The 25,624-nt window shown below is 46.4% G+C and carries 24 protein-coding genes, 2 tRNA genes and 1 pseudogene; 12 read left to right on the top strand and 15 right to left on the bottom strand.

What is annotated here, in order from left to right; translation table 11 throughout:
- Nucleotides 1–67: 67 nt before the first annotated feature.
- Nucleotides 68–144 (bottom strand) — tRNA-Arg (locus tag C2747_RS04050).
- Nucleotides 145–162: 18 nt separating this feature from the next.
- Here C2747_RS04050 and greB point away from each other — a divergent pair.
- Nucleotides 163–663, top strand: coding sequence for a transcription elongation factor GreB (greB, locus tag C2747_RS04045; protein WP_215332638.1), 501 nt, complete (start codon nt 163–165; stop codon nt 661–663).
- A 17-nt stretch (nt 664–680) separates the two neighbouring features.
- Here greB and C2747_RS04040 read toward each other — a convergent pair whose 3' ends face one another.
- The 4 genes from C2747_RS04040 to C2747_RS04025 form a co-directional block, all read right to left on the bottom strand.
- Nucleotides 681–2,978 carry a RelA/SpoT family protein gene (locus C2747_RS04040; protein ID WP_433915511.1) on the bottom strand — a complete coding sequence of 766 codons (2,298 nt, stop codon included), beginning with the start codon at nt 2,976–2,978 and terminating at the stop codon, nt 681–683.
- Between the two features lie 63 nt (nt 2,979–3,041).
- Nucleotides 3,042–3,245, bottom strand: a complete 204-nt coding sequence (rpoZ, locus tag C2747_RS04035; RefSeq protein WP_011902918.1) for a DNA-directed RNA polymerase subunit omega — start codon at nt 3,243–3,245, stop codon at nt 3,042–3,044.
- Between the two features lie 45 nt (nt 3,246–3,290).
- Entirely contained in the window at nt 3,291–3,941 is a 651-nt protein-coding gene (gene gmk, locus C2747_RS04030) for a guanylate kinase (RefSeq protein WP_215332634.1), read from the bottom strand.
- A 21-nt stretch (nt 3,942–3,962) separates the two neighbouring features.
- Complete coding sequence (locus tag C2747_RS04025; protein ID WP_215332632.1) at nt 3,963–4,901, bottom strand: YicC/YloC family endoribonuclease; 939 nt, start codon at nt 4,899–4,901, stop codon at nt 3,963–3,965.
- Between the two features lie 32 nt (nt 4,902–4,933).
- Between C2747_RS04025 and rph the strand changes: the two genes are divergently transcribed.
- Genes rph through hemW form a run of 3 tightly spaced genes read left to right on the top strand, consistent with a single transcriptional unit; the run spans nt 4,934 to nt 7,449 of the window.
- Nucleotides 4,934–5,665 carry a ribonuclease PH gene (rph, locus tag C2747_RS04020; protein ID WP_215332630.1) on the top strand — a complete coding sequence of 244 codons (732 nt, stop codon included), beginning with the start codon at nt 4,934–4,936 and terminating at the stop codon, nt 5,663–5,665.
- 10 nt (nt 5,666–5,675) lie between these two features.
- On the top strand, nt 5,676–6,275 hold the full coding sequence (gene rdgB, locus C2747_RS04015) for an RdgB/HAM1 family non-canonical purine NTP pyrophosphatase (protein WP_215333064.1): 600 nt from the start codon (nt 5,676–5,678) through the stop codon (nt 6,273–6,275).
- Complete coding sequence (gene hemW / locus C2747_RS04010) at nt 6,232–7,449, top strand: radical SAM family heme chaperone HemW (RefSeq protein ID WP_433915503.1); 1,218 nt, start codon at nt 6,232–6,234, stop codon at nt 7,447–7,449. Before rdgB ends, hemW begins: the two co-directional genes overlap by 44 nt.
- Nucleotides 7,450–7,475: 26 nt before the next feature.
- On the opposite strand, the gene C2747_RS04005 is transcribed toward hemW, so the two are convergent.
- Together C2747_RS04005 and C2747_RS04000 are read right to left on the bottom strand one after the other, a co-directional pair.
- A complete protein-coding gene (locus C2747_RS04005; RefSeq protein ID WP_215332628.1) occupies nt 7,476–8,279 on the bottom strand; it encodes an enoyl-CoA hydratase/isomerase family protein in 804 nt (267 codons plus the stop codon).
- A 22-nt stretch (nt 8,280–8,301) separates the two neighbouring features.
- Entirely contained in the window at nt 8,302–9,300 is a 999-nt protein-coding gene (locus tag C2747_RS04000) for a Bug family tripartite tricarboxylate transporter substrate binding protein (RefSeq protein WP_215332626.1), read from the bottom strand.
- Between the two features lie 80 nt (nt 9,301–9,380).
- Here C2747_RS04000 and C2747_RS03995 point away from each other — a divergent pair, with 80 nt between their 5' ends.
- Entirely contained in the window at nt 9,381–10,595 is a 1,215-nt protein-coding gene (locus C2747_RS03995) for a CaiB/BaiF CoA transferase family protein (RefSeq protein ID WP_433915502.1), read from the top strand.
- Nucleotides 10,596–10,673: 78 nt separating this feature from the next.
- On the opposite strand, the gene C2747_RS03990 is transcribed toward C2747_RS03995, so the two are convergent.
- From C2747_RS03990 to C2747_RS03980, 3 genes are all read right to left on the bottom strand, one after another.
- A complete protein-coding gene (locus C2747_RS03990) occupies nt 10,674–12,776 on the bottom strand; it encodes an alkyl/aryl-sulfatase (RefSeq protein ID WP_215332622.1) in 2,103 nt (700 codons plus the stop codon).
- 94 nt (nt 12,777–12,870) lie between these two features.
- Entirely contained in the window at nt 12,871–14,313 is a 1,443-nt protein-coding gene (locus C2747_RS03985; RefSeq protein ID WP_215332620.1) for a sensor histidine kinase, read from the bottom strand.
- Nucleotides 14,314–14,359: 46 nt separating this feature from the next.
- Complete coding sequence (locus C2747_RS03980; protein ID WP_215332618.1) at nt 14,360–15,034, bottom strand: cytochrome b/b6 domain-containing protein; 675 nt, start codon at nt 15,032–15,034, stop codon at nt 14,360–14,362.
- 305 nt (nt 15,035–15,339) lie between these two features.
- Between C2747_RS03980 and C2747_RS03975 the strand changes: the two genes are divergently transcribed.
- A complete protein-coding gene (locus C2747_RS03975; RefSeq protein ID WP_215332617.1) occupies nt 15,340–15,921 on the top strand; it encodes a hypothetical protein in 582 nt (193 codons plus the stop codon).
- 707 nt (nt 15,922–16,628) lie between these two features.
- Here C2747_RS03975 and C2747_RS03970 read toward each other — a convergent pair.
- The gene (locus tag C2747_RS03970; RefSeq protein ID WP_215332615.1) at nt 16,629–18,098 is read right to left on the bottom strand and encodes a Fic family protein; all 1,470 of its coding nucleotides are present in this window, start codon (nt 18,096–18,098) and stop codon (nt 16,629–16,631) included.
- Nucleotides 18,099–18,611: 513 nt separating this feature from the next.
- Here C2747_RS03970 and C2747_RS03965 point away from each other — a divergent pair.
- Nucleotides 18,612–18,785 (top strand): annotated as a pseudogene (locus C2747_RS03965) (WYL domain-containing protein); the annotation flags it as partial.
- Nucleotides 18,786–18,911: 126 nt separating this feature from the next.
- Here the strand turns inward: C2747_RS03965 and C2747_RS03960 are convergent.
- Nucleotides 18,912–19,001 (bottom strand) — tRNA-Ser (locus tag C2747_RS03960).
- A 165-nt stretch (nt 19,002–19,166) separates the two neighbouring features.
- Between C2747_RS03960 and C2747_RS03955 the strand changes: the two genes are divergently transcribed.
- A complete protein-coding gene (locus C2747_RS03955) occupies nt 19,167–19,427 on the top strand; it encodes a type II toxin-antitoxin system Phd/YefM family antitoxin (RefSeq protein ID WP_215332611.1) in 261 nt (86 codons plus the stop codon).
- Nucleotides 19,428–19,435: 8 nt separating this feature from the next.
- Nucleotides 19,436–19,846: a type II toxin-antitoxin system VapC family toxin gene (locus C2747_RS03950; RefSeq protein ID WP_215332609.1), complete on the top strand. Its 411-nt coding sequence runs from the start codon at nt 19,436–19,438 to the stop codon at nt 19,844–19,846.
- Between the two features lie 6 nt (nt 19,847–19,852).
- On the opposite strand, the gene C2747_RS03945 is transcribed toward C2747_RS03950, so the two are convergent.
- A complete protein-coding gene (locus tag C2747_RS03945) occupies nt 19,853–20,989 on the bottom strand; it encodes an NAD(P)/FAD-dependent oxidoreductase (protein WP_215332607.1) in 1,137 nt (378 codons plus the stop codon).
- Between the two features lie 139 nt (nt 20,990–21,128).
- Between C2747_RS03945 and pgi the strand changes: the two genes are divergently transcribed.
- From pgi to C2747_RS03930, 3 genes are read left to right on the top strand one after another with little or no spacing between them, the layout of a single operon-like run.
- Nucleotides 21,129–22,619 carry a glucose-6-phosphate isomerase gene (pgi, locus tag C2747_RS03940; protein ID WP_215332605.1) on the top strand — a complete coding sequence of 497 codons (1,491 nt, stop codon included), beginning with the start codon at nt 21,129–21,131 and terminating at the stop codon, nt 22,617–22,619.
- Between the two features lie 31 nt (nt 22,620–22,650).
- Nucleotides 22,651–22,821, top strand: coding sequence for a hypothetical protein (locus C2747_RS03935; RefSeq protein ID WP_215332604.1), 171 nt, complete (start codon nt 22,651–22,653; stop codon nt 22,819–22,821).
- Between the two features lie 21 nt (nt 22,822–22,842).
- Complete coding sequence (locus C2747_RS03930; RefSeq protein ID WP_215332602.1) at nt 22,843–24,228, top strand: phosphomannomutase/phosphoglucomutase; 1,386 nt, start codon at nt 22,843–22,845, stop codon at nt 24,226–24,228.
- Nucleotides 24,229–24,235: 7 nt separating this feature from the next.
- Here the strand turns inward: C2747_RS03930 and C2747_RS03925 are convergent, their stop codons facing one another.
- Together C2747_RS03925 and C2747_RS03920 are read right to left on the bottom strand one after the other, a co-directional pair.
- Nucleotides 24,236–24,784, bottom strand: coding sequence for a hypothetical protein (locus tag C2747_RS03925; protein WP_215332600.1), 549 nt, complete (start codon nt 24,782–24,784; stop codon nt 24,236–24,238).
- Between the two features lie 9 nt (nt 24,785–24,793).
- A complete protein-coding gene (locus tag C2747_RS03920) occupies nt 24,794–25,624 on the bottom strand; it encodes a peptidylprolyl isomerase (protein WP_215332598.1) in 831 nt (276 codons plus the stop codon).

The following is a 25,624-nucleotide window of genomic DNA, read 5'->3' as shown; positions in this document are numbered from 1 at the left end:
TGAAACCACTATGAAATGCCTCAAAAAAGAAAAAGGGCCCAGTTTTTCAACTAGGCCCTGTAAGGGTTGGTGCGGCTGGCAGGAATTGAACCCACGACCCCTTGGTTCGTAGCCAAGTACTCTATCCAGCTGAGCTACAGCCGCAACAGTCATAATTATGCCATGGAAGAGAAGAACTACATCACACCTGCTGGTCACGAACGCATTAAAAGCGAGCTTTTACAGCTCCTAAACCTGGATCGGCCAGAGGTTGTCAAGGTTGTTCACTGGGCCGCCTCCAATGGCGACCGCTCCGAGAATGGTGACTATATTTACGGAAAAAAGCGCCTTCGGGAGATAGATCGCCGGATTCGCTTCCTCAACCAGCGCCTTGAATTTGCTGTGGTGGTCGATAACCAAGTCCGAAAATCGGGTGAAGCCGATGCCGATCAGGTCTTTTTTGGGGCCACCGTCACTTATGAGAACTTGGAAGGTGTCGATGCTGGCAAAAAGACCAGCATTACGATTGTGGGCGTCGATGAGGTTGATTTAGATCTGGGTCATGTCAGCTGGGTATCACCTATAGCCAAAGCCTTAATCAAATCGCGCCTAGGTGATTGCGTCAAAATTCAAACGCCAACGGGCCCAACTGAGATTGAAATCCTGGACATTCAGTACAAATAAAAGAGATTTACAGGAATCTAACTAACCCGGACGCGGGTCACGCGCATCACATCATGGTTTGCACGCAAACTACGCATGACTTTAGCGAGATGTAAGCGGTCTGATACCTGAATGGTGAAACGAATCGTGACAGCATCTTCTTTGTAGCGATCATCCATCGATACGTTCATGATGTTGGAATCTGCAGCAGTCACACTGCTTGCCACTCTAGCTAATACGCCTTTGCCTTGATGCGTATCAATCGCTAGGTCAACCTCAAACTCCCGATTAACCTCTTTACCCCACTCGACCTCTACCCACTTATCACTATCTTTAGAGAGCATTCTGAGGGCTACTTGGCAGTCATTGGTATGCACCTGCAAACCCTCACCCTTACCAAGATAACCAATAATGTTATCGCCTGGAATAGGATGACAGCAGGTTTGAAAATGAATCGAGTTTCCTTCGCGACCATCCACCAGGATGGCTTGACGCTGATGATGGTGTGAGGCAATTTCTTGTTGGGGGGAGACCCAGTCTGCCGCGCCCAAGCGCATTTGGTCGGAGCCACCCTCATCATCAATCAAAATATTTAAGCGAATTGCCAGCTCTTGAGAGGATCTGCGGCCCAAGGCAATATTCACACAGGCCTCTTCGCGCGTTTTATCGCCAGTCCAATGCAATAACTTTTCCCAGAGCTCTGGTGATAGTAGTCCAGCATCAACTCCCTGCTGACGCAATGCACTAGCCAACAGGCGTTCACCTAACTGCAAAGACTCGGCATAGTGCTTGGTCTTCAGTGAATGCCGAATCGAGGCGCGAGCCTTTCCTGTCCTCACAAATGCTAACCAACCTGGATTAGGTTGAGAGTTCGCAGATGTCACTACCTCAACAATATCGCTGTTCTTTAACTCACTACGGAGAGGTAACTGCATGCCGTTAATCTTGACTGCTACGCAAGTATTACCTACATCACTATGAACGGAATAAGCAAAATCGAGAGCGGTAGCACCACGCGGCAAGGCTCTAATCTGCCCTTTCGGCGTAAAGACATAAACTGCATCCGGGAATAAATCAATTTTGACGTGCTCTAAGAATTCTTGAGAATCGCCACTGCTATCCTGAATATCAATCAAGGATTGCAGCCATTGGTGTGCGCGGTTTTGCACCTCGCTCATATCGGGACCGCCATCTTTATAGGCCCAGTGCGCAGCAACACCTGCTTCAGCAACCGCATGCATATCGCTTGTACGTATCTGGAACTCTACTGGCACGCCTGATGGACCCAATAGCGTCGTATGCAAAGACTGATAACCATTGAGCTTAGGAATGGCAATGTAATCCTTAAACTTTCCAGGCATGGGCTTGTAGAGCGCATGCAAAATGCCGAGCGCACGATAACACTCATCAATTGAATGGACAGTGACCCTGAACGCATACACATCGAGCACTTGAGAAAAGCTCAAATGCTTACTGCGCATTTTGCTGTAGATACTAAATAGGGTTTTTTCTCGACCCTGCAGATCCACTCCGAGATTGGCTTTTGCAAATGCCATCCGGGCATTCTGCAAAATCTTCTCCACCATCTCCTTGCGGTTACCGCGCGCCCGCTTTACTGCACCTTCAATCACCCTAAAGCGCATGGGCATGGAGTAACGGAAACTCAAGTCTTGTAAATCGCGGTAAATGACATTGAGACCTAAGCGGTGTGCAATCGGAGCGTAGATCTCAATCGTTTCAGCAGCTACCCGGCGACGCTTTTCCATTGGGACAGCATCAAGCGTGCGCATATTGTGTGTACGATCTGCGAGCTTGACCAAAATGACTCGGACATCGCGCGCCATTGCCATAAACATCTTGCGAAAGCTTTCAGCTTGTGCCTCAGCATGACTTTGGAACTCCAGCTTATCGAGCTTAGTTAAGCCCTCTACGAGCTCTGCTACTTTGCTACCAAACTTACCAACTAGGTCTGCTTGAGTACAACCCGTATCCTCAATCACATCATGCATTAAAGCCGCCATGATGGATGACGCGTCTAAGCGCCAGGTAGCGCAAAGCTCAGCAACTGCTACTGGATGGGTAATGTAAGGTTCACCACTGTGGCGATACTGACCAAGATGAGCCGCATCAGCAAAATGAAAGGCTTGCTTAATGAGGGTAATTTCTTCAGGCTTAAGATAACCCAATTTAGAAATCAGTCCATCAATTGAAACAACTTGGTGCTTTAGAGGTAATGCAGGCGCAGAGGTTGGGCCAAACAGGTGTCGACTCGATTGAGCCAACAATGTCGCGATGATGGAAGACTTATCGCTGTGAGCGATCTCTTTAGGCGAGATCTGACCTTTGAGTTCCGATGTGTTTGGGTCGCCTAAGGGGAGCTCCACAACGGAACCCCTAAATTACAAAGGTACTTTGGTCAACATGTCACGGTCGGTTACACCAGCAGCAACTTCACGTAATGCAACTACGGTTGCTTTATCTCTGGACTCAACACGTGGGGAGTGACCTTGAACTAATTGACGTGCACGATAAGTCGCAGCCAATACCAGCTCAAAACGATTGGGGATGGTTTTTAGACAATCTTCTACAGTAATACGGGCCATGCTGGACTCACTTAAATTTAGCTTCAACTCCCATAGGATAACTGATTAGACTCCGAGGCGCTTTAAAAGCGCAGGGTTACGAGCCATAATCGGCCCTGAGCGCAAGCGGCTGGCTGCAACCACCTGTCGTAAATCAATCAATGCCTGCTCAAAATCATCGTTGATCACAATAAAATCAGCTTCATAAGCATGCTGGAGCTCTAAATGCGCTGCAGCCAATCTCCTCTGAATGGTGGCCTCATCATCTTGACCCCGTTTACGCAAGCGCTCTTCTAGCGCCTCAAATGAAGGCGGGAAGATAAAGATCCACTGCACTTCCGGAATGATTTGACGAATCTGTTGCGCACCCTGCCAGTCGATTTCCAACATCACATCGCGCCCGGTTTTCATCTGAGTCTCAATCCAGGCTTTGGATGTACCGTAAAAATTGCCGTGTACTTCAGCATGCTCCAAAAAATTGCCTTGGTCACGCTCGGCGATAAATGCATCTCTCTTGATAAAGCGATAGTCCTTGCCATCTACCTCACCCGGTCTTGGCGCACGCGTTGTTGTTGAGAGTGAGAGCTTGAGGGCTGCATCCTCTTGTAACAAGGCATTCACTAAAGAAGATTTGCCGGCCCCTGATGGAGCGACGATCATCAGCATGCTGCCTTGGTAGGCAGGAGTTAAATTTGCTTTAGGTTTAGGGCTTGCCATAATCATTTGTAGAAATAATGCTTACTCTAAATTTTGCACTTGTTCACGCATTTGCTCAATCAAGAGCTTGAGCTCTAAAGCAGCTTGTGTACATTCTTCTGAAACCGATTTGGAGCTCAAGGTATTGGCTTCACGATTTAACTCTTGCATTAAGAAATCCAAACGCTTACCTACCGGACCCTTGCCCGCTAAGGCAGTATCAACTACTTGAAGATGAGTCTTGAGTCGGGCAAATTCCTCTGCCACATCGATACGCACGGCATAGAGCACCACCTCTTGACGGATCCGCTCCATCAACTCGGTGCCAGACCCACTACTCTTGCCTTGTTCTTGGGCAGTTAATGCTTCTGCCAAGCGCTCGGTGAGCTTCTCTTGATACTGGGCGACATAGACTGGAACCTTTGGTTCGATCACCTTAACAATCTCACGCATCTTGCTGGTAATAGTAGTTAGGACCGTTACCAAGGCTTTGCCTTCGGCATGGCGACTATCCACTAAGGCGGCTAAGGCAGCGCGGCCGGCTTCCACAGTAGCAGTAATCCAACCCTCTTCTTCACCTCTCGGCTCAGAAACAATTCCGGGCCAACGCAAAATATCGGAGATACGCAGTACTTCTGCATTCGGAAAGGCTACTTGAGCATGCTCTTGAAGGGTGTAAAGCGCATCTAGGCGATCTTTGCTTAAGGCGCCTAAGGCATGGGGATTGGCTTTAGCCGCCCCAGCAGCACCCGAATTTACGCGCCATGCGGCCCGGAACTCGACCTTACCCCGAGAAAGGCTTTGCGTAGCCAGTTCTCGTAAGGCAGGCTCAGCCCCGCGACATTCGTCCGGAAGACGAAAGCCCAAATCCAGAAAGCGGCTATTTACAGCCCGACATTCCACTTGCAGATCAGCTACTACGCCAGCCCCTAGGGAGACTTGGCGAGAAGCGCTGCCATAACCAGTCATGCTCGATATCATAGGGACATTGTAGATCTTTAGGAGCATACCCCATGACTCAGCACAACATCACCCGCCCAAGTGGTCGCACCCCAACGCAATTGCGCCCTGTGAGTATCAGCCGTGCCTTTACCAAGCATGCCGAGGGCTCCGTCCTGATTGCGTTTGGCGACACCAAAGTCCTTTGTACAGCCAGCGTCCTGGAAAAGGTACCTCCCCATAAAAAAGGCTCTGGTGAAGGTTGGGTTACCGCTGAATACGGCATGCTCCCCCGTTCGACCCACACCCGCAGCGACCGTGAAGCAGCTCGTGGCAAACAATCTGGTCGCACCCAAGAGATTCAGCGCTTGATCGGCCGTGCGATGCGCAGCGTATTTGATCTGAAAGTATTGGGTGAAAGAACCATCCATTTAGATTGCGATGTCTTGCAAGCTGATGGCGGAACAAGAACTGCATCGATTACCGGCGCTTATGTAGCAGCACGAGATGCAATTAATACTCTCTTGCAAAGTGGTGCACTTAAAGCCGATCCGATTATTGATAGTGTTGCAGCGATTTCTGTTGGGATCTACCAAGGCGTACCCGTACTCGATTTAGATTACCCAGAAGACTCTTCTTGCGATACCGATATGAATGTGGTTATGACAGGCAAAGGCGGCATGATTGAAGTGCAAGGCACTGCTGAAGGCCCCGCTTTCTCCCGCGCTGAATTAAATGCCTTGTTAGATCTGGCCGAAAAAGGCATTCGTGATTTAACTCAGCTACAAAAAGAAGCATTTAAATAAAAGGTAGATGGTGCAAAAGCTCGTTCTTGCTTCTAACAATGCTGGCAAAGTCCGTGAATTTCAGGAACTCTTGGCGCCGTTTCACTTTCAAATCATCCCTCAAGGTGAATTGGGTATTCCGGCGGCGGAAGAGCCGCACCATACCTTTATTGAGAATGCCCTTGCTAAGGCACGTCATGCTAGTGCTGCGAGCGGCTTACCCGCACTCGCAGATGACTCCGGGATTTGTGCCCATGCCTTAGATGGAGCACCTGGAGTGTACTCAGCGCGTTACGCAGGGCTTGATGGCGATAATGCAGCTAATAATCAAAAACTGATTGCAGCATTGCAGAGCAAAGCTGATCGTGGAGCGCACTATGTTTGCGCGCTGGTGATGGTCAATAACGCCAAAGACCCAGAGCCCCTGATTGTGCAAGCCCGCTGGTATGGCCAAATTATTGATGATGCACGGGGTGATGGTGGCTTTGGTTACGACCCCCACTTTTTTATACCAGAGCTGGGCAAGACCGTCGCCCAATTAGAGCCCTCTGAGAAAAACCAGATCAGTCATCGTGGTCAAGCCTTGCGTGAACTCATTACTCAACTCCAAATCCGTGCTCAATACGCTTAATTCTGTTTTGGCTACGCAGCCAAAACTCACCGCCCTACCTCCGCTGTCTTTGTACATTCACTTTCCGTGGTGCGAAAAGAAATGTCCTTACTGCGATTTCAATTCACATCAAATCAAAGATGGCAAGCAAGGTTTTGATGAAGCGCGCTACATCAAAGCCCTCATTACTGATTTAGAAACAGAGCTACCTCGCATCTGGGGTCGTCAAGTACACAGCATCTTTATTGGTGGTGGCACCCCCAGCTTGTTATCTGCCCATGGCATGAATGAACTCCTTTCAGCCGTAAGGGCACGAGTGAACCTAGAGCCCGATTGTGAGATTACTATGGAGGCCAATCCTGGCTCAGTGGAGACCGATAAGTTTGCTGGCTTTGCTAAGGCAGGAATCAATCGCGTCTCTTTAGGTATTCAGAGTTTTCAGGATGCCCAACTCAAAGCTTTAGGGCGCATACATAGTGGTGAAGAAGCCAAGCGCGCGATTGCCATTGCTCTGCAACACTTTAAATCCGTTAATCTCGATCTCATGTTTGGCTTACCGAATCAAAGTCTAGAAGCCGCAAAATCCGATATTGAAACTGCTCTCTCGTTTAAGACGCCACACCTCTCTTTCTATAACCTGACGCTAGAACCCAATACCTACTTTGCGAACTTTCCTCCAAAACTACCCAGCGAGAATGAGATTGATGCGATCTTTGAGCAGAACTTGAACCTACTAGAGGCGGCAGGCTATCGACGCTACGAAGTATCTGCGTACGCCAAGAAAGATCAGGAGTGCAAACACAATCTCAATTACTGGCGCTTTGGGGATTACATCGGGATTGGTGCAGGCGCGCATGGAAAAATTTCCTTCCCTGACAAAATTACGCGTCAGGTGCGAGAACGTCATCCAGAAACCTATATGCAGGCGATGGAAACTAAAGGCAATGCATTGATCGAAGCGAAAGAGATTCCGGCCAAAGATCTCCCTTTTGAATTCATGCTCAATACCTTGCGCCTGACTGATGGTGTGGACACCGTTACATTTGGAGAGCGCACTGGCTTGCCGCTCAATGTAGTGTCAAAAGGATTGGATGAGGCTAGTAAAAAAGGTTTGTTAGATTCAAACCCTAACAAGCTCAAAGCAACTGAACAAGGATTGCGCTATCTGAATAATCTTCAAGAGATATTCTTATAAAGCTCTGATATTGCTTAGAGCTGGACTTACTTTCCAGACCAGCTAGGTGGCTTACCATCCAGAAATGAAGCAACCCCATTCCTAAAGTCATCGCTGCCATAACACTCTCGAATTAGGTCATTGCAATCGGGTAAATTATTTTTGATGATTCTTGCAAGCGCTTGTTTGCTAGATTTTTGCGTGATGGGCGCCAAGCCCATTAGGCGCTCAGCTAGCTGATTTGCTTCATGCTCAAGCGCTTCAGCCGGATAGGCACCTAGTAGGTAACCCTGTTTGAGTAGCTCGGGTGCATTCACCAGCTCCGCCAATAACAACATACGCTTGACGATATTGATGCCCAGGTGCGCAATAAGCCAAGCGACGTTGCCAGCAGATAAACAATTACCCAGTGTTTTGGCAATCGGCACTCCGAAGCGCGCATCGGGTGTGGAGATTCTGAAATCGCAACAACTCGCAATTGCTAGACCTCCACCAACTGCCATGCCATCAATAACTGCAATCGTTGGCATAGGCAACATAGCTAAAGGTGCGAGGTAGGCATCAATGCCCTCTTCGTACCGAATCCCATCATCGCCAGTAGTAAAGCTAGAGAACTGGGCGATATCACTTCCCGAGACAAAGGACTTACCGCCAGCGCCTCTCAAAATGGCAACTCTAGCCGAAGAACTCTGAGCCAAATCCTCACAAATCGATTTCAGGCTTTGATACATTCCCACTGTCATTGCATTGCGAGCGGCAACATGGTCAAACGTAATGTACGCAATCTTATTGCGAAGCTCTAAGCGAACTTCGGCAATACGATCTGGGGTGGAGTCTGTAGCTGTTGTCATGGAGTAAAAAATAGAAGGGGAATTATTCAGCCTTGATATTTAAGCTCTTTACCAAGCGCTGGTACTTCGCCAACTCACCTGCCAGGAACAAATTAAAGGCTGCTGGTGTTGCTGGGCCCTCTGGTTGTAAGCCTTGAGAATCTAATGTTTTCTTAATCTCTGGATCATTGGTGGCTGCTTTTACGGCCTGATCAATCTTATTTACGACTGCAGGATCCATGCCTTTGGGCCCCATCACGGAATACCAGTTAGTCACATCAAAGCCAACAATACCTACCTCATTAAATGTAGGGACGTTGGGTAGCAATGCCAAGCGCTTTGGCGTAGAGATTGCCAAAGCTTTTAAACTACCTTGGCGAATCTGCTGCAAGTTTGGCGGCAAGGTATCAAAGTTCATGGTGATTTGACCGCCCAATAAATCCACAATCGCTTGACCGCTACCTTTGTAGGGTACGTGACTCATTTCTACGCCAGCAATCTTCGAGAACAAAGCGCCTGCTAGATGCTGGGTGCTGCCGATACCGGAAGAGCCGTAAGTCATCTGCCCTGGGTTTTGCTTCGCCAAGGAAATCAATTGCGCCACTGAGTTCACTGGCAGAGAGGACTTAACAACCAACACGTTTGGCACGTAACCTAAATAGGTAGTTGGTGTGAAATCCGTCGCTGGGTTGTATGGCACATTCTTCAGAACATATGGAGAAATCGCATTGGAATTCGAGTGGCCCATGAGCAAGGTGTGGCCATCTGGATTTGATTTAGCAACGAGGTCTGCACCAATAGTGCCAGCTGCACCAGATTTGTTTTCAATAATGACGCTTTGGCCTAAGATCTCACTCATCTTGGGAGCAATGGCACGAGCCACAATATCCGTGCCGCCACCAGGAGCGAAGCCTACAATTAAGCGAATGGGTTTTGTTGGAAAGGCCTGTTGAGCATTAGCAGTCAATGACAAAGTACTGCAGATACTTAGGACCAAGAAAGCAAGCTTAAACAGAATCCGCTTGGAGGATTGATTGATCATGCTGTCTCCATTTTTTGTTTTATATTGATAACAATCAACTAAGATTGCTATCTAAACATATAAAAACTATTGAGACAATGATGAAAACACCTACCAGCAAGCCTTTACCCCTGGCTGGCGTTCGAGTTCTTGACGTAAGTCAAGTCATGGCCGGCCCCTACTGCTGCATGTTGCTTGCTGACTTGGGTGCCGATGTCATCAAAATTGAGCCGCCTGGTACTGGAGATCAAACCCGTGGGGCAATGGGATTCAAGATGAAAGGTTCAGACAGCATGGGCTTTCTGAATATGAATCGCAATAAACGCAGCGTCACGCTCAACCTCAAAACAGAAGCCGGTAAAAAAGTATTTTTTGAGCTTGTGAAAACTGCAGATATTTTGGTCGAGAACTATCGTCCCGGCGTCATGAAAAAACTGGGTATCGATTACCCCTCCCTGAAAGATCTCAACCCGGGATTAGTCTATGCCAGCATCTCCGGATTCGGGCAAACAGGACCTTGGGCAGATCGTCCCGGCTTTGACCTAATGGCACAAGCCATGTCTGGTGTCATGAGCGTGACAGGTTATCCAGACGGTCCTCCGGTAAAGGCGGGCGTTCCAGTGGCGGATATTGGTTGCGCCCTTTTTGCAGTCTATGGAATATTGTCAGCCTATATTGGCAAGACCAAATCGGGTGAAGGTCAATTTATTGATGCCTCCCTATTTGATTCTGCGTTGGCTTTCTCGATTTGGGATACAGCGCAATACTGGGGCACCGGTATTGAGCCGTACAAGTTGGGTACAGCCAATCATATGAGCGCACCTTATCAGGCTATGAAAGCTGCTGATGGTTATTTCGTAATGGGCGCCACCAATCAAAAACTCTGGAAACTCCTCTGCGACAAGATTGATCGCCCGGAATTATTTGAAGACCCACTTTTTAGAACCAATCCACTACGCCTTGCCAATCGCTTAATACTGGCTGCGGAGCTAGAGAAAACGTTTATCACCAAGACTAGTGAAGAATGGGTGGATCTCCTCTTGGCAGCAGGCATTCCGGCCGGACCGATCAATACCTACCCACAGGCATTTGATAGTGAGCATGGGCAGTATCGCCAGATGCGTATGGAGATTGATCACCCGATTGAAGGCAAAGTTCCCAATATTGGCTTTGCAGTCAAGATGATGGGCACACCGCAACAGGTTTCTCGACACCCTCCTTTGCTTGGTGAACACACGAATGAGGTACTCAAGGAATTGGGTATTGCTGGTGATGAACTCAAAGCACTGGAAGATGGTGGCGCATTCGCAGCCTGAATCATTGACTGCTTACTAAAAAAGAAATGGGCTCCGAGGAGCCCATCTTTCTAATACCTGTCTGCTATTTTATTTTCCTTAAGCACCTTCTGAATTAGCAATTGGAGGAGCCTCAAACGGATCCTTGCTTGGTTTGGCAGGAGGTGCTTTTTTGGCCTTCGTACCAGGCATCAACTCAAAGTCGGGAGTGAAGATAGTCATCGTGCTGCGCAGTTGCTCAAATGCTTTGCGATCCCCTTCAAACTTGGCTTTACCTTCTGATTGGAGTTTTTCAAAAGTAGTTTGTCCGCCCATGACTTTTTCTAAATCGCTACGATTGACGGTGATAGTCAGGTTTGGCTGTTTATCTTGATAGCCCTTGATATTGCTCAGCGCAGAATTACTCATCTCTACGACAAACTTTTCACCATTATCTGGCGTACTCAAGTTGATAGTGAACTTCATGCCAGCAGCTTTTTTACTGTCCATGCTGATCGCCATGGCATTCAACCAAAGCTCTGTAGTCATCGCTTTGATCATGTCAGGACCATTGGTCTTTGGTGACGCTCCAGAAGGCATGCCATGACGCAATTCATAGGCAGCACCCAAGAAGCTATTACGTACGCTTGGACTTTCTTTTTGATAGCCAATTTGTTCAAAAATATCTGCTAGCAAATCTTTAGCTGCCGTGTTGTTTGGCTCTGCATAAACTAACTTATTGACGATCTCCATTGCTTCACGATATTTTCCCTGCTTATAGAGCTGCTTACCCTTTGCCATGATCTTGCCTGAACCACCCATCATCTCTACGTAGAGTGGCGCTGAATCTTTTGGTGATAAGGGAATCAAGGTGGCAGGATTAGCATCCCAGTAACCTAGGTAACGATTGATCACAGCGCGACTGTTGTGCTCCTCTGAGCCATGGTAGCTATGCGCTGCCCATTGAGACTTCAGGCTCTCCGGTTGCTTGTAGACGTTATGGACTTCATTAATCGTCACACCATTGTTCGCTAAATGCAGGACTTCATTGTTTAGGTGTGCATAACTATCACGCTGCGTGCGCATCACTTCTTGCACGCGATCATTACCCCAACGCGGCCAGGAATGTGAAGCGAACATCACTTGCGCCTCAGTGCCGTAACGATACAAGGCGTTGTTGATATTCTTGGACCAGGCTAATGCATCACGTACAAGTGCGCCGCGCAAGGTGTAAATATTGTGGATGGTGCCGGTGATATTTTCTGCAGCCCAGAATGCTTTCATCTGTGGGAAATAGGTATTCATCTCCGCTGGAGCTTCTGTGCCAGGTGTGTTCTGAAACTCCATCTCTACACCATCAACCGTCATTTTTTCAAATGGCTCATTAATCAGAATAGTTGGTTCAATTAAACCCAGGTTACCGGCCGCAGTATTTTTACCAATCGACTGGTCAACGTGTCCAAATGGGCTGCGTGGCAATAAAACGCCGTACTGGAAATACAAACGACGCGTCATGGCATTACCCGCATAGACGTTCTCTGCTACAGCGTGATCCATGAAACCAGCTGGGGCAATAATCTTCACTTTGCCACTCTTCACGTCTGCCTCATCCACAACACCGCGCACACCACCAAAGTGGTCAGCATGAGAATGGGAGTACACCACGGCCACTACTGGGCGCTTACCTAACTTCTCATTTACTAACTCTAAAGCTGCTCTAGCAGTTTCTTTTGAGGTCAATGGGTCAAAGACAATCCAACCCGTATTGGTTTTGACAAAGCTGATGTTCGATAAGTCAAAACCACGTACTTGATAAATCTTTCCTGGTACGACTTCATAGAGGCCGTAGCCCATATTGAGAATCGCTTGACGCTGTAACGATGGGTGAACGCTATCAAAGTCTTTACCTTGCAAGAGGAAGTCATAACTACCCATATCCCAAGCGACGTTACCGGCATCTGCCATGATGGTTTTATAGGCAGGCGCCGCAATAAATCCCCTCTTAGATTCTTCAAAGTCACGCTTATCCTCAAATGGCAAAGTTTTGCGCAAGCCATTTTGTAGATCGACCGTAAATGTGGACGGCGCCTTACCCTTAGAGTCAAAGTGCTTGCCCTGCATTGCGCCAGGGTCAGCAACCACGCCACCACCGCCAGCGGCAATAGCGGGATTACCGCAAATGAGGCTAATAGATAGAGCAATGAAGGAGAGTTTGGTTTTCATGAAAGCCTTGAAGTAACACATGTGTTGGTAAAAAAGTTATCTCACGAATGTAAAGATTGCTATAGCCGTAGGCAATTAGCTATAGGGCTAATACCTAGCCCTGTATTGAGGGCAAGAAGATCGTAAATTGAGCGCCCCCACTTGGGGCATCTTGAAAGCGCAGATGACCGCCATGACGAGTCACAATGTGTTGGCAAAGCCATAAACCCAAGCCCATGCCAGAGCGCTTTTTACTGCTGGTGAGCAATTCAAATAAATGGGGTTGCATATCCGCAGGGACGCCAGGGCCATTGTCAATGATTAGTATTTCAACACCCCCAGTGACACCAGAGCACTCTATTTGCAAAATCCTGGGCATGGTGCTTGAATCCGCAAGCGCTTGAGTGGCATTGTTCATTAAATTGAGGAGAACCTGCTGAATTTCTGCTCGGTTGATATTGGCCCATGTACTTGGTGCGAGTCTAAGGACAATCTGGATATTTTTTGATGCAATTTCTGGCTGGGTGATCTTCAGAACAGATTCTATTAATTCGCCAAATTCGGTTTGTTCGGCACCTACTTTTCCATCAGAAAAGATTGATCGGAGAGACCGAATGATATTTGACGCTCTTTGGTTATCAGACAGGAGCGCCGCTAAGATTTCTTGATTCTGATCGAAGCTTAAACCTCCTTCGGAAAGCTTCTTTTGCAAAAATTGAATATTTAGAGATGTAGCGCCTAATGGCTGATTAAGCTCATGGGCAATCGAAGCAGATAAGGCACCAGTTGCGACTGTTTTGTTGGCTTTGAGTAACTGGGATATCAAGCTCTCTCGCTCAGCTAGGAGCGCTTTGATTTCATCATTCTCAGTCTGGGATTTTGCATTTGCTAAGACAACCTTTTCCGTCCAATACCCCCCTAGCGCAATGTAAGAGAGAGTGTTGATCACTAACTGACCAATGGTGAGCAGAATCAATAACTGTGGAATTTGCTCTACCCTACTAATAGTGAAACCGGTAGAAGCTAAAACCCCTAAACGCCCCAATGCAAAAAGAAGCTCGGCGGCAGTTGCGTATTGCAAATACATTAATTGCCGAGAGAGCTCTAAACCTCTTTGCTGTCTGAGTATCGCAATTTGCCACGAGAAGAATATGACGGCTATGACACACATAAATATGGTGCGGATCTCGTAGCTTCCATCAATACGAAGATACTCAAAAGTCGGCACAAAAATAATGGCGGAGAGCGCAAAGCCATATTGCAAACGCTTGCTGACTGGTCCAATCAGAGATTTACAAAACAGGAGCTGAAAGACGGCAGCGATATAAAACAGAGAATTGGCTATTGTGAAATTAAATTCGGGCTTTTGCAGGTCCTGGATTACGAGAATGCCGCTAGCAAAGATCAATAGAGCAGCGATATTAATCATCAATGAGCTCATCCAGTATCGATTTGGTCTGAGCTCACCCTGAGAGCGGTGGTAGTGATAAATACCCAATAACAAACCCAACTGAATCGTAGCCAGGATAAAGAAATAAAGGGCTATTAGGAGCTTCATATTGTCTATCGTACAACGATCACCTACCCAGCCACCACGACCCATCTTACTGAGTCAGACTAGGCAAGCCACCGCTCAAGGTCAGATAGAAAAAGTAAAGTGCGCCCAAAAAGATCAAGGCGCCAATGACATATTGCGGATAACGTATCCCTTGCTCTGGCATGCCCTGTTTTTTACCATTCACCATGGATCTGACGAGATTCTGTCTTTCGATCACACTCATGCCAATGGCCGCAATGATGTGAATGATGACTAAGCCAAGAGCCAAGCTGGCAAATACTTCATGAGCCTCTGATACAAAGTCACCCAAAAACTCTTTAACCGATAGATAGCCAGTAAAACCAATTAACAGGATGAGCAACATCAGCGTAAACATCACCAAACCACCCGCTGGATTGTGACCAACATCGTGATGAGGATGGCCACGTAACATGGCCATAAAGTACTCCATGACTGCCCGAGGACTTTTGAGAAATTGACTAAATCTAGCGTAACGGGTGCCAATCAAGCCCCATACCAATCGGATGAGAACCAACAGGCATGCGGTGTAGCCAAATGCATAGTGAATCAAGATCCAACTCTCACTCTCTGAGCTGAGCCAAGCGCCTGCAAAACAGATTACTAGAAGCCAATGCAATACCCTCACTGGCATATCCCAAACCATAATGGCCTGTCTTACTTTGCCAGTAGCACCAACTGCGCCATTCGGGAGATTATTCATTTCGCTGGGATCTGGATGTTTTTCTTACTAAAGATGCCATTAGCAGCATCGATAGGAAAAGCACCACTCTGCGCTCCGATTAATGTCATTCACTCAGTATGTGCTTATTAAAAGACTAAAGGTTGAGGAATATCCATAAATAGCGCGTAATTAGGCCTTTTTAAGCGAATTTGCCCTGAAAACTCATTCTGATTAATAACATGAGTAATACAATCTCCATAATTGTTAAAAACAACTATATTTACCAATTACCGCATTACTACCCATGGGTAATGTGACCCAATTAATTAAGGATTAATACCGTTATGAAAAAAATAATCATTATTGTTGTTCTTGCCGCTATCGCAGTCGGCGCATACTTTTTCCTCACTAAGCCAAAAGCTCCAGTAGCTGCAGTAGCTGCTCAAGAGGCTGCCCTCATTTATGACGGTGAAGTGATCAAGATTGATGCTGCAACACGCACTGTTACCCTCAAAAACCAAGATGGCGAGACTTCTATCGTTGCTGGTCCTGAAGTAAAGAACTTTGCTGAAATTAAAGTTGGTGATCATTTTGATGTGGTCTACGAACTAGCTGTTGCTATTGAGTTGGTTAAGGTGAAGAACCCAGGTACAACTAGCGAGCAAGTTACTACAAGCACTACTACTGCCCCGCAAGGCGACAAGCCAGGCATGATCACTACGAATACCATCACAGCGACTGCCAATATCGAGGCGATTGATACAGCTAAAAATATCGTTTCTTTAAAAGGTCCTAAAGGAAACATCTTCAAAGTTAAAGTTCAGAATCCTGACTTAATGAAAGATATAGCTGTAAACGATCAAGTTAAAGTGGTTTACACAGAAGCGATTGCTGCCGTAGTGAGCGCACCAGCTGCTAAGAAGTAATGCACTAATCTTTTCTAGTTTCTAGAAAGACAAAACCCCAGCAAGTGATTGCTGGGGTTTTTTAATTCTAAGATTCAGTTCGGGCAATTAACTTTTGAGCCTGTATCTCCATTCCCGTAAAAATAGCCTCAGCTACATCCATTGGAAATGGCTCCGCAATACTTGATCTCACTTTATTTATGACAGACTCAGTCATCTCAAAAGAAGTTCAGATCGGTAGCACAGCGCCTCAAGTGATTACTATTCATAGTCTTTGATCTACCGGTCTTGAAATATATCTCCTGCTGCTCTGGTGAGCGCCAAAGTTCGCCGCCGGTACTCATCCAAGGAAACCTTAGCTAACTCTTGCAAGTCTGTATTTGAAATTGTCATATGCCACCCCATCAATAGTTATTTATGAAATTAGTTGGCTTCATACCTGGTGATGGAGCGTGAACCCATCCATTCCTACGCTACTAGGTGCGACTCTAGCTTTAACGCATAGGCGTGAAGCGCTGAGATCAATTATTGGGGCGGTAGATATAGGCTCGGGATATTTGTGGGGTTTTTGTTGAGTTACTAAATGAACTCGCTTTGGGTCTTTATGCCCAATGTGTCTTTCTGCCACCTTGGGCATAAAAGAGCGTTACTTTAATCGTGGCCATCAAGGGTGCGCAAGCCACCCCTTTGGGGTGCCCTTGACGGAATGAGTACGAAGCTTTTTTGAATCAGCCAACTACCTTCGCATATTCAATCTCAATAGCATTAAATATTTCTTCAGGTACTGTTGTTGTAAATTTCTTACGACGGTTAGCCGATAGTTTTCCGTTTTGCTCCATGCAAGCCAGAATTAAAGTATTGAGGTCCTTGCCCCGTATATCGTACTGACCATCAATTGCACGATAAATAATGTCGTACTTGGCCAAGAACTCAGTCTCTTCTCTTAAGTCCTTTTCTAACGCCTGCTTGGCCATCTCCAATCCAAACTCAACGCAGGCAGTGGCATTCCAATAGCGATATAAGGAATCATCTGATTTGAAGGTCATTTGATATTCATCACCGTCAATCCAAATAACTTCCCAGCGCTTGCGAGCAGGCTCAGAAAAGCTCTTTAGAGCTGCTAGGTATGGGTCTTCATTGCGCTTCATCGCAATGGATACTGGCAGCAGTAATCCCCTCTGCAGCAAGCCAGACTGGCACAACGCATGATGAAATAAGAAGCGCGATAAGCGCCCATTACCGTCCATGAATGGGTGAATGAAAACAAATCCGAATGAAACAATCGCAGCAGCAATTAAAGGATCGATCTGCTTTGGTGCGGTATTGGCAAAATCTACCAACCCCTTCATCAAGTCATTAACGATTTCAGGTGGCGGCGGAATATAAGTTACGCCAGCAGCACCACGCAATGGACTGCTTAACCAGTTTTGTTGGTGGCGATAGTTAACTGCTCTATCCAAAGGATTGGTAATGGCGGTATTCTGCAAGCCAACTAAGTACTCTTCATCTAGCTGGGTAGTCAGATGGGCTTTTTTAAGTAGCTCTACAAATGCCTCTGCTTTCGTGGCACTCGGTGTCTCATGCTCGATTTCAAAAGAGCTTTTGGTCTCACTTAAATAAGCCCAAGACATTGCCCTATCGGATGCGGCCCCACCTAGTTCTGATAAAAATTCATTTGCCTTCTGAAGGATGTTAGATTCAAGCAAACTATTAATGCGCGCAGTTCGCTCAACAGTTACGCAGTAATCCAAAGAACCCAAGCCATTGAAGTTAACTCGCCATTTGGCATTGCGTATGCTTGGTCCTGTAATGTATTTTTTGGGGTCAAATAAATTAACCATAGGCCCCGTAATTACTGGCGCGCCCTTTAACTCTTGCTTATTAAAGGCTTCCCACAAAAAACAAGCCGCACGAATGTAAACGCCTGTTGGCGATTCGCAAATTGTAGCCAGCATCTCTTGGGCTGGGATTTTTCTTAAGGCCTGCGATAACAATTGGAGATTAACTCCTTCATGCTTTAGCGCAAATAAAAGGTGGTTTAGTGGGCGATCGTCCTTAGGGGCTACTTTTGCCGGTATCAACAATGCACCCTGGGTGGGCGTTACGCTGGTCACCGAGGCAAGACGTGCAGGTACAAGTGGGTCAAAAGCACTCAGATCAAGCTGACTTTTTACCTGTGAATAGCCTATATCGCCCATATTTCCCCCAAGCCCCACTTTTTCGTTCGAATAGCTATTTTCCCACACTTTTTCTTACATATAGACACTTTTTCTTACGATTACACATATTTACACACTTTTTCTTACATATTTCAATGGATTCCTATATTTTTAAATATATCCTCACTTTTTCTTACGAAATAGCGGTTTGAATGTTTTTTACTAACTAGCTTCAAAAGCTAAATTCACTTGGAATAGGCAGATTTATTGACAATAACTGCGATTATTAGCAGTTTTATTGACATTCCAGGGCAATTTAGCCGGAAATATGCATTTTTATTGACATGCCACCAACCGGAGGTGACATGTCAAAAATAGCTTAAATACCCATATTCCCTAGATGCTGAGCAATCCGATCCATGGGATTGCCTGCAATAGCTAACGGCGCTCCTAATCTTGAAGTTCGCGCCCGAATAGGCTGAAGGGTCTGCAGTGGCGTGATCTTTGCATTGGTGAAGCTATGAGCGATCGGGCGAGCATTGGCATGGCCAACAAGTGGGCAACTTTGATAAAGATGGTTATTACAGCCTGGAGTTTGATTACAACCAAGATCCTGAATTAGTCATGGATATCCTGAAACATGGATCTGGTGTTGAGGTGATTAGTCCGACTAGTTTAAAAAATAAGGTTGAAGCTGAACTTAAGAAGGCGCTTGAGTCCTATTAGTTGGTGACCTGCTAACACTCTGAGTATTAGCAAATATATGGGAATTTTTCCACACCATGTTTTGCTGTTGGGTAGAGGAGCCCCAAAAACAAAGAGCCCCACGGTTAGGGGCTCTGCTGTCGTATATGGCGGAAGAGGTGAGATTCGAACTCACGGAGGACTTTCATCCTCGCCAGTTTTCAAGACTGGTGCATTCAACCGCTCTGCCACTCTTCCTTTGCGAATTGAGTCCTAGATTATAAGGAATTCAGAAGTGCTCTACGTAAAACTCAAATAGGCCCTACTTTATTTCTCCACTCGCACCGCTCTAATATCCTCTAGCGCCTTTTATTTATTGTTGACACCCTGATAAACTAGTCAGATATCTAGTCAGGAGAAAAAATGACAAATAACCATTGGGCGGTACAAGACGCTAAGGCTAAATTTAGCGAATTATTAAACGCCTGTCTCAAACAAGGGCCTCAGGTAGTTACAAAAAGAGGGCATGAGACAGCCGTTCTAATCACTATTAAGGAGTGGAAAACATTGAAGCAGCTAGCAAAACCATCTCTTAAATCACTTCTTCTCTCCGAGGAGGCAAAGGGAGATTTAATTCTGCCAAAGCGCGGGCGAGGTTTAGCTCGTAAACCCATCAAACTTTAATTGCCAATATGTACCTACTAGATACCAATGTCATCTCCGAATTACGCAAATCAAAGCCTCATGGTGCGGTTTTAGAATGGCTCAGTACCGTAGCAGATGAGGACCTCTATATTTCTGCCGTATCTATTGGGGAAATTCAGACCGGGATAGAACTAATAAGAGAACAAGATCAAAATAAAGCAGCATCTCTTGAGGCTTGGTTAGAAGATATTCTCAAGAATCACAATGTTTTAGCTATGAGTGGAGCGGCCTTTAGTTTATGGGCAAAACTGATGCATTCTCAATCAAATACAGTACGAGAAGATGCAATGATTGCAGCCACAGCCATTGAAAAGAAACTTACAGTAGTTACTAGAAATACAAAGGACTTCAAACGCTTTAAGGTTAAGCTACTAAATCCATTTGGTTCCGTGCATTAGATTAATTTATTTAGACTCTTTAATCAAAACTTCTAGATGCTCTGCAATTGCTAAACAAGAGGTAAGTCCAGGAGACTCAAAGCCATACAAGTTAAATAAGCCTTGAAGCTGATGCTGCTGGGGCCCTTCAAAGTAAAAGTCTCCTGCTGGGGCATTTGGCGGGACGATTTTAGCTCTGACGCCCGAGTAATCTGCTTGTAAAGAGCCATCTTTTAGGCCAGGCCAATATTTTCTGACGGCTGCATAAAAGCCGTCTCCCCGCCCTTGATCCACTGTGTAGTTAATCTGACTTTCCTCGTCAATATCCAACCACTCTACATCTGGACCAAATTTGGCCTGACCACCCATATCGAGGGTGAGATGAACGCCTAGTCCACCTGGTTCGGGAATGGGGTAAATCAAATGACTGAATGGCGATTTGCCAGACAAGGAGAAGTAATTACCCTTGGCAAAGTAAGCTTTGGGTATGAAGTCTTTTGAGAGCCTCTCAATTTTTTGGGCAAGAGCTGGAGCGCTGAGTCCTGCGCAATTAATTAACAACTTGGTCTGAATAGTCATGCCATCAGCACCGCCAATGGTGAGCTCAAAGCCACCTTCAGCATAATTACCAATTGGCTTAGCGCCGAGTAAAGGTGATTGATAAGCCACCATACCGCCTGCATCTTCAAAGCCACCCAGTAGTGACAGCATTAACCCGTGACTATCAACTACACCGGTTGAGCTGGAGAGTACTGCAGCCTCGCACCGTAGCTCTGGCTCCAAAGCTTTAGCTTGCGCTCCTGAAATCATCTTGATATCAGGTACTTGGTTATTTTGGGCCTTATAAAGAATTGCCTGAAGGTCATTTAACTGACTAGCGTCTGCAGCAACAATTAACTTACCGTAGGCTTGCGTGCTCACTTGATGACTGCGGCAGTATTCATACAAGAGACGATTACCTTGTACGCAAAGCTTAGCCTTGAGAGAATCCTTTGGGTAATAAATCCCTGCGTGAATGACTTCACTGTTGCGCGCACTACTGATGGTTCCAAAAGAATCTTCTCGCTCGAGCAAGATAGTTTCTCGGCCTTGCAAAGCCATCTCGCGAGCAACTGCCAAACCCACCACTCCAGCGCCTACAACGACGCAATCAACCTGCTCCATCCGCTATTCCTGACCTGATTTCAGATATGTCTCAATTTTGTAATGACTTTTAGCTAAGCTAAAGTACTTATATTGCTCAAATCGTAACATTTTCAGCGTTTTAGGGTGATTTGAATGTCCTTATTGATAAAATCTAGCTATGTCTGTGCAAGCCCCATTAGCCAACCAAAGTACTCACTCTGCCCTTGATGTGGTGCTCGACACCGCCTATCAAGGAATTGATGCGGCTAGCTGGAAAAAGCTCTTTGCTTCTGCTCGCCAGAGTCATCTGGAGCAGTTCATTGTGGATATGTTTGCAGGCAAGCACATTAACAATAGCGAAGATCGCCCCGCCCTTCACTCTGCACTGCGCAATTTAAGTAAAACCCCAGTAATGATCGATGGCAAAGATGTGATGCCAGCAGTATCTGAGGTTTGGCATCGGATTGATGCGCTGTGTAATAAATGGGTTGGTGTAACTGACGTCATTCATATTGGCATTGGTGGATCAGACTTTGGTCCTCGCCTAGCTATTGAAGCTTTAGCCCATGTTCCCGGCATTGAAAGCCGTGGCATGCGCATGCATTTCTTGGCCAATATTGATACTGCCGAATTAGCGCGCATCCTGGCACGTGCTCAGCCTCATAGCACTCGCGTGATTGTGGTCTCAAAGTCGTTCACGACCCTTGAAACTTCTATGAATGCCAAAGCCGTTGTTGCTTGGCTTAAGAACAGCGGTTGCACTCACAGTCAAATTGAGCATGCTTTATATGCCGTGACTGCCAACATTCCTGCTGCCAAAAACTTTGGCGTCAGCGAAGACAATATTTTCCCTTTCTGGGATTGGGTCGGCGGTCGTTACTCCGTTTGGTCAGCAGTCGGCCTGCCGATTGCTTTGCAATATGGCTTTGAAACATTCCAGCAGTTTTTAGCTGGCGCGGAAGCAATGGACTTACATTTTAAGAATGCGCCCCTAGAACAAAATCTACCTGTCATCATGGCACTCTCCTTGCTGTATCAGCAAGAGAAACACAACATTAAAGCTTATGCTGCCATTCCGTATGCAGATGCATTGGATTGGTTTCCGAAGTGGTTGCAACAGCTCGATATGGAAAGCAATGGCAAGAGCGTAGATCGTGATGGCAAGCCAGTAAAGCATTCCTCTCCGGTGGTATTTGGTAGTGCCGGTAGTAATGCGCAGCACTCTTACTTCCAACTCTTTCATCAGGGTACGGAGATCATTCCAATTGATTTCATTGCCGTACGTGACCCGATGAGTGATAGGCCAGAGGCTGTGGCGCATCACCGTATTCTGCTATCCAATTGCTTGGCACAAGCGCAGGCATTGGCTAATGGCAAGACTGCTGCAAATCCAAATGATGTCTATCCAGGCAAGCGCCCTAGTAACCTCTTGTTGCTGCCTAAGCTCAATGCGTTTTACCTTGGTGCCCTACTCGCTTTATACGAGAACCGCACTGCGACATTAGGTGCATTGTGGAATATCAATAGCTTTGACCAACCTGGTGTGGAGTACGGCAAAGTCTTAGCAAAGCCAATTGAAAAAGCCCTTGCAAGTCATCAGAATGATATTGCTGCCAGCGTAGATATTGATGCTGTGACTGCTGCCCGCATAAATTTATTAAATTCTTAATCTCTGTTCACATTCTTTGGAATTCATAATTATGGCAAGCGAAGAAAATAAGGTGACACACTCTACTGTCAAGGGCTCGAGCAATTTGAGTGTGATTTCAATTGTCTTAAGTCAAAAACTTGAACGTTTTGATATTCACCTGCATGGTGACGAGCTGATGGCTACCCCAACGACTGGTAATGAGATTTTCAACGCAGAATAATTATTTAATACTGGATTAACCGTGCAACTATCCCCTTCAATTTTTAAAGCGTATGACATTCGCGGCATTATTGATGAGACCTTAGATCCCTCGATTGCCAGACTGATTGGTCAAGCCTTTGGTACTGAAATGCGCGAGCTTGGTGAGACCGATATCGTCATCGGTCGCGATGGTCGCCTATCTGGCCCTAGCTTGATTGAAGCTTTAACAGAAGGTCTTCTCTCTACCGGTATTAATGTGATTGATCTTGGCATGGTCGCTACACCCATGGTCTACTTTGCGGCTAATCACACCATTAATAGCAAGACACCGAAGTCCGGGATCATGATTACCGGCAGCCATAATCCCCCGAATTACAACGGCTTCAAAATGGTTTTGGGCACAGCTGCGATTTATGGTGAAAAGATTCAGGATTTGCGTAAACGCATTGAAGCTAAGAAGTTTGCTAGCGGACAAGGAAGTCGAAGCACCTTTGATATTTTCCCGATGTATCTCAACTACATCGTTGGCGATATCAAGATTGCTCGCCCGATGAAGATTGCAGTCGATTGCGGTAATGGGGTTGGTGGTGCATTTGCTGGCAAGTTATTTAGAGCCCTTGGTTGTGAAGTTCAAGAGCTGTTCTGTGAAGTCGATGGTCATTTCCCTAACCACCATCCTGATCCAGCCCATATTGAAAACTTGCAAGACCTGATTAAGAATCTCCAAACTACCGATAATGAATTAGGCCTTGCTTTTGATGGTGATGCTGATCGCTTAGGTGTAGTGACTAAAGATGGTCAGGTGATCTTCCCAGACCGTCAGATGATGCTCTTTGCTAAAGACGTCCTCTCCCGCAATCCTGGCGGGCAGATTATTTACGATGTGAAGTGCACTCGTAACTTAGCCACCTACGTAAAAGAACATGGCGGCGAACCCATCATGTGGAAAACCGGTCACTCCTTAGTTAAAGCCAAGCTGAAAGAAACTGGCGCCCCGCTTGCTGGTGAGATGAGCGGTCATATCTTCTTTAAGGATCGTTGGTTTGGTTTTGATGATGGCCTTTATACCGGCGCACGCTTGTTAGAGATCCTCAGCAAGGAAAAGAATCCGAGCGACACCCTCAATAACTTGCCCAATGCCATCTGCACTCCAGAGTTGCAACTCGCTTGTGCTGAAGGTGAACCGTTTACTCTGCTAGAAACGATTAAAGCCAATGCCAAGTTCCCTACTTCAGAATCCATTAATACGATTGATGGTGTGCGTGTGGAGTATGCGGATGGCTTTGGTCTAGCAAGACCATCCAATACCACTCCAGTGGTAGTAATGCGTTTTGAGGCTGATAGTGAAGAGGCGATTAAGCGAATTCAGGCGGAATTTAAGGCGGTATTGCTGGCAGCTAAGCCAGAGGCAAAGTTGCCGTTTTAATACGAAGCTAGTGGACTAAGGGCTTATTGCCCGATTTATTTTTATCTTCAGCCTGAATAGCCACTTCACTAACGGAGGGCACTTCACCCCACGCTGCGTGCTCACGTAGCTGATTTAATAAGATACTCATGGTCTGCAAAGTCGATCCTGCCATCTTGACGTTAATATTGGCGCCACCTGGTAAAACCAGGTCTAGTGATACGCCATCTTCTAAACCTTGTTTTTCAGGGGTGCATTTGACATCCATTACTAAGAGGGGGTCAGCTCCCAAGGGATAGTTAGATGCCGGTTGATAGGTGTCAGCCTGGAGGGCGCCCTGATTGCTGGGATCTATCTGCATTGCCTCTTTGCAAAATTCAGCAATTGCTTTTGCCACTTGCGGAGAATGGGTCTGCTCTAAGTCCTTCATCATGAGATGCTGGGTGGCAGCTAGGATGAATAAAGTCGCACGACGGGTTAGCCAAAAACGAAACTCAGTATCCTCGGCTGTATTAAAGCGGAATAGTATACGGTCGTCTGCCGCAAGGTAGGTGGCGTTGAATTGCTTGATGCTCATGAAGCTAGCTTAACGCACAAACTTTGCGCTCTCACTTAAGCGCTTTAGGGTCTGATTGAGATACTGCTGAATAATGGCCTGTCTTAGTTGCGGCTTTGAAGCTTCTAAGCTAGCTATCTTGGCAGAACGGCTATCCTCCACTCGAATAATGACCCATCCCCCCTGAATCTGAATAGGGCTACTAGTTGTACCTTTTTTCAAACTAGTCATGACTGTGGATATGGCGGGCAATAATTGGCCTGGAGAAACCCAGCCTAGTGAACCGCCCTGCACTTTAGTCGCATCATCAATCGATACTTCTTGAGCCACCTTTGAAAAATCATCGCCCTTCGCTAGGCGACCTGATACGGCAATGGCAGCAGATTCAGTGGATAGTACTATTTGACTGACTTTAAATTGACTAACACTAGTACCGCCGCCCAAAGCTTGCTTTTGTTTTTCGTATTCTTCCTTAAGCATTGCATCAGAAATCGGGTTTTGCTTAAAGTGCGCCTCCAAATAAGCCTGGACTAATAGCGTCTGCTTCATCTGGGTAATTTGATCGGTGAGATCGATGTCCCTTGCTAGGCCCTCTTTAGTTGCTGCTTGAGCAATTAGCTCTCGACTGATCAACTCATTCTTCATGCTCTCGCGCAATTGAGGGCTGTCTTTTTGTCCTTGCCCAATAGCTAGGTTCACATTGAGATCCAGCAGGCCTTTTGTAATGGGGACTCCATTAACTGTAGCAATAAACTCAAAGTTTTCTTTTGCATCAGCGGCTATTGTTGCGAGTGAATGAGCCCAGAGCAAGATAAAGCAAGCAACATAGATTGAAGTTTTGCTAGAAAGTTTTAGCATCAT

Source organism: Polynucleobacter corsicus (assembly GCF_018688255.1).
GTDB classification, from domain to species: domain Bacteria; phylum Pseudomonadota; class Gammaproteobacteria; order Burkholderiales; family Burkholderiaceae; genus Polynucleobacter; species Polynucleobacter corsicus.
This window is presented reverse-complemented; position numbering and strand designations above follow the sequence as displayed.

Bases quoted from the DNA above. Each gene is read 5' to 3' on its own strand.
- gmk (WP_215332634.1), bottom strand. From the start codon at position 3,941: ATGGCAAGCCCTAAACCTAAAGCAAATTTAACTCCTGCCTACCAAGGC.
- C2747_RS03970 (WP_215332615.1), bottom strand. From the start codon at position 18,098: ATGGGCGATATAGGCTATTCACAGGTAAAAAGTCAGCTTGATCTGAGT.
- C2747_RS03990 (WP_215332622.1), bottom strand. From the start codon at position 12,776: ATGAAAACCAAACTCTCCTTCATTGCTCTATCTATTAGCCTCATTTGC.
- rph (WP_215332630.1), top strand. From the start codon at position 4,934: ATGACTCAGCACAACATCACCCGCCCAAGTGGTCGCACCCCAACGCAA.
- C2747_RS03925 (WP_215332600.1), bottom strand. From the start codon at position 24,784: ATGAGCATCAAGCAATTCAACGCCACCTACCTTGCGGCAGACGACCGT.
- C2747_RS03975 (WP_215332617.1), top strand. From the start codon at position 15,340: ATGAAAAAAATAATCATTATTGTTGTTCTTGCCGCTATCGCAGTCGGC.
- greB (WP_215332638.1), top strand. From the start codon at position 163: ATGGAAGAGAAGAACTACATCACACCTGCTGGTCACGAACGCATTAAA.
- pgi (WP_215332605.1), top strand. From the start codon at position 21,129: ATGTCTGTGCAAGCCCCATTAGCCAACCAAAGTACTCACTCTGCCCTT.
- C2747_RS03935 (WP_215332604.1), top strand. From the start codon at position 22,651: ATGGCAAGCGAAGAAAATAAGGTGACACACTCTACTGTCAAGGGCTCG.
- rpoZ (WP_011902918.1), bottom strand. From the start codon at position 3,245: ATGGCCCGTATTACTGTAGAAGATTGTCTAAAAACCATCCCCAATCGT.
- C2747_RS04005 (WP_215332628.1), bottom strand. From the start codon at position 8,279: ATGACAACAGCTACAGACTCCACCCCAGATCGTATTGCCGAAGTTCGC.
- C2747_RS03950 (WP_215332609.1), top strand. From the start codon at position 19,436: ATGTACCTACTAGATACCAATGTCATCTCCGAATTACGCAAATCAAAG.
- C2747_RS03995 (WP_433915502.1), top strand. From the start codon at position 9,381: ATGAAAACACCTACCAGCAAGCCTTTACCCCTGGCTGGCGTTCGAGTT.
- C2747_RS03955 (WP_215332611.1), top strand. From the start codon at position 19,167: ATGACAAATAACCATTGGGCGGTACAAGACGCTAAGGCTAAATTTAGC.
- C2747_RS03980 (WP_215332618.1), bottom strand. From the start codon at position 15,034: ATGAATAATCTCCCGAATGGCGCAGTTGGTGCTACTGGCAAAGTAAGA.
- C2747_RS04025 (WP_215332632.1), bottom strand. From the start codon at position 4,901: ATGATATCGAGCATGACTGGTTATGGCAGCGCTTCTCGCCAAGTCTCC.
- C2747_RS03985 (WP_215332620.1), bottom strand. From the start codon at position 14,313: ATGAAGCTCCTAATAGCCCTTTATTTCTTTATCCTGGCTACGATTCAG.
- C2747_RS04000 (WP_215332626.1), bottom strand. From the start codon at position 9,300: ATGATCAATCAATCCTCCAAGCGGATTCTGTTTAAGCTTGCTTTCTTG.
- C2747_RS03920 (WP_215332598.1), bottom strand. From the start codon at position 25,624: ATGATGCTAAAACTTTCTAGCAAAACTTCAATCTATGTTGCTTGCTTT.
- C2747_RS03945 (WP_215332607.1), bottom strand. From the start codon at position 20,989: ATGGAGCAGGTTGATTGCGTCGTTGTAGGCGCTGGAGTGGTGGGTTTG.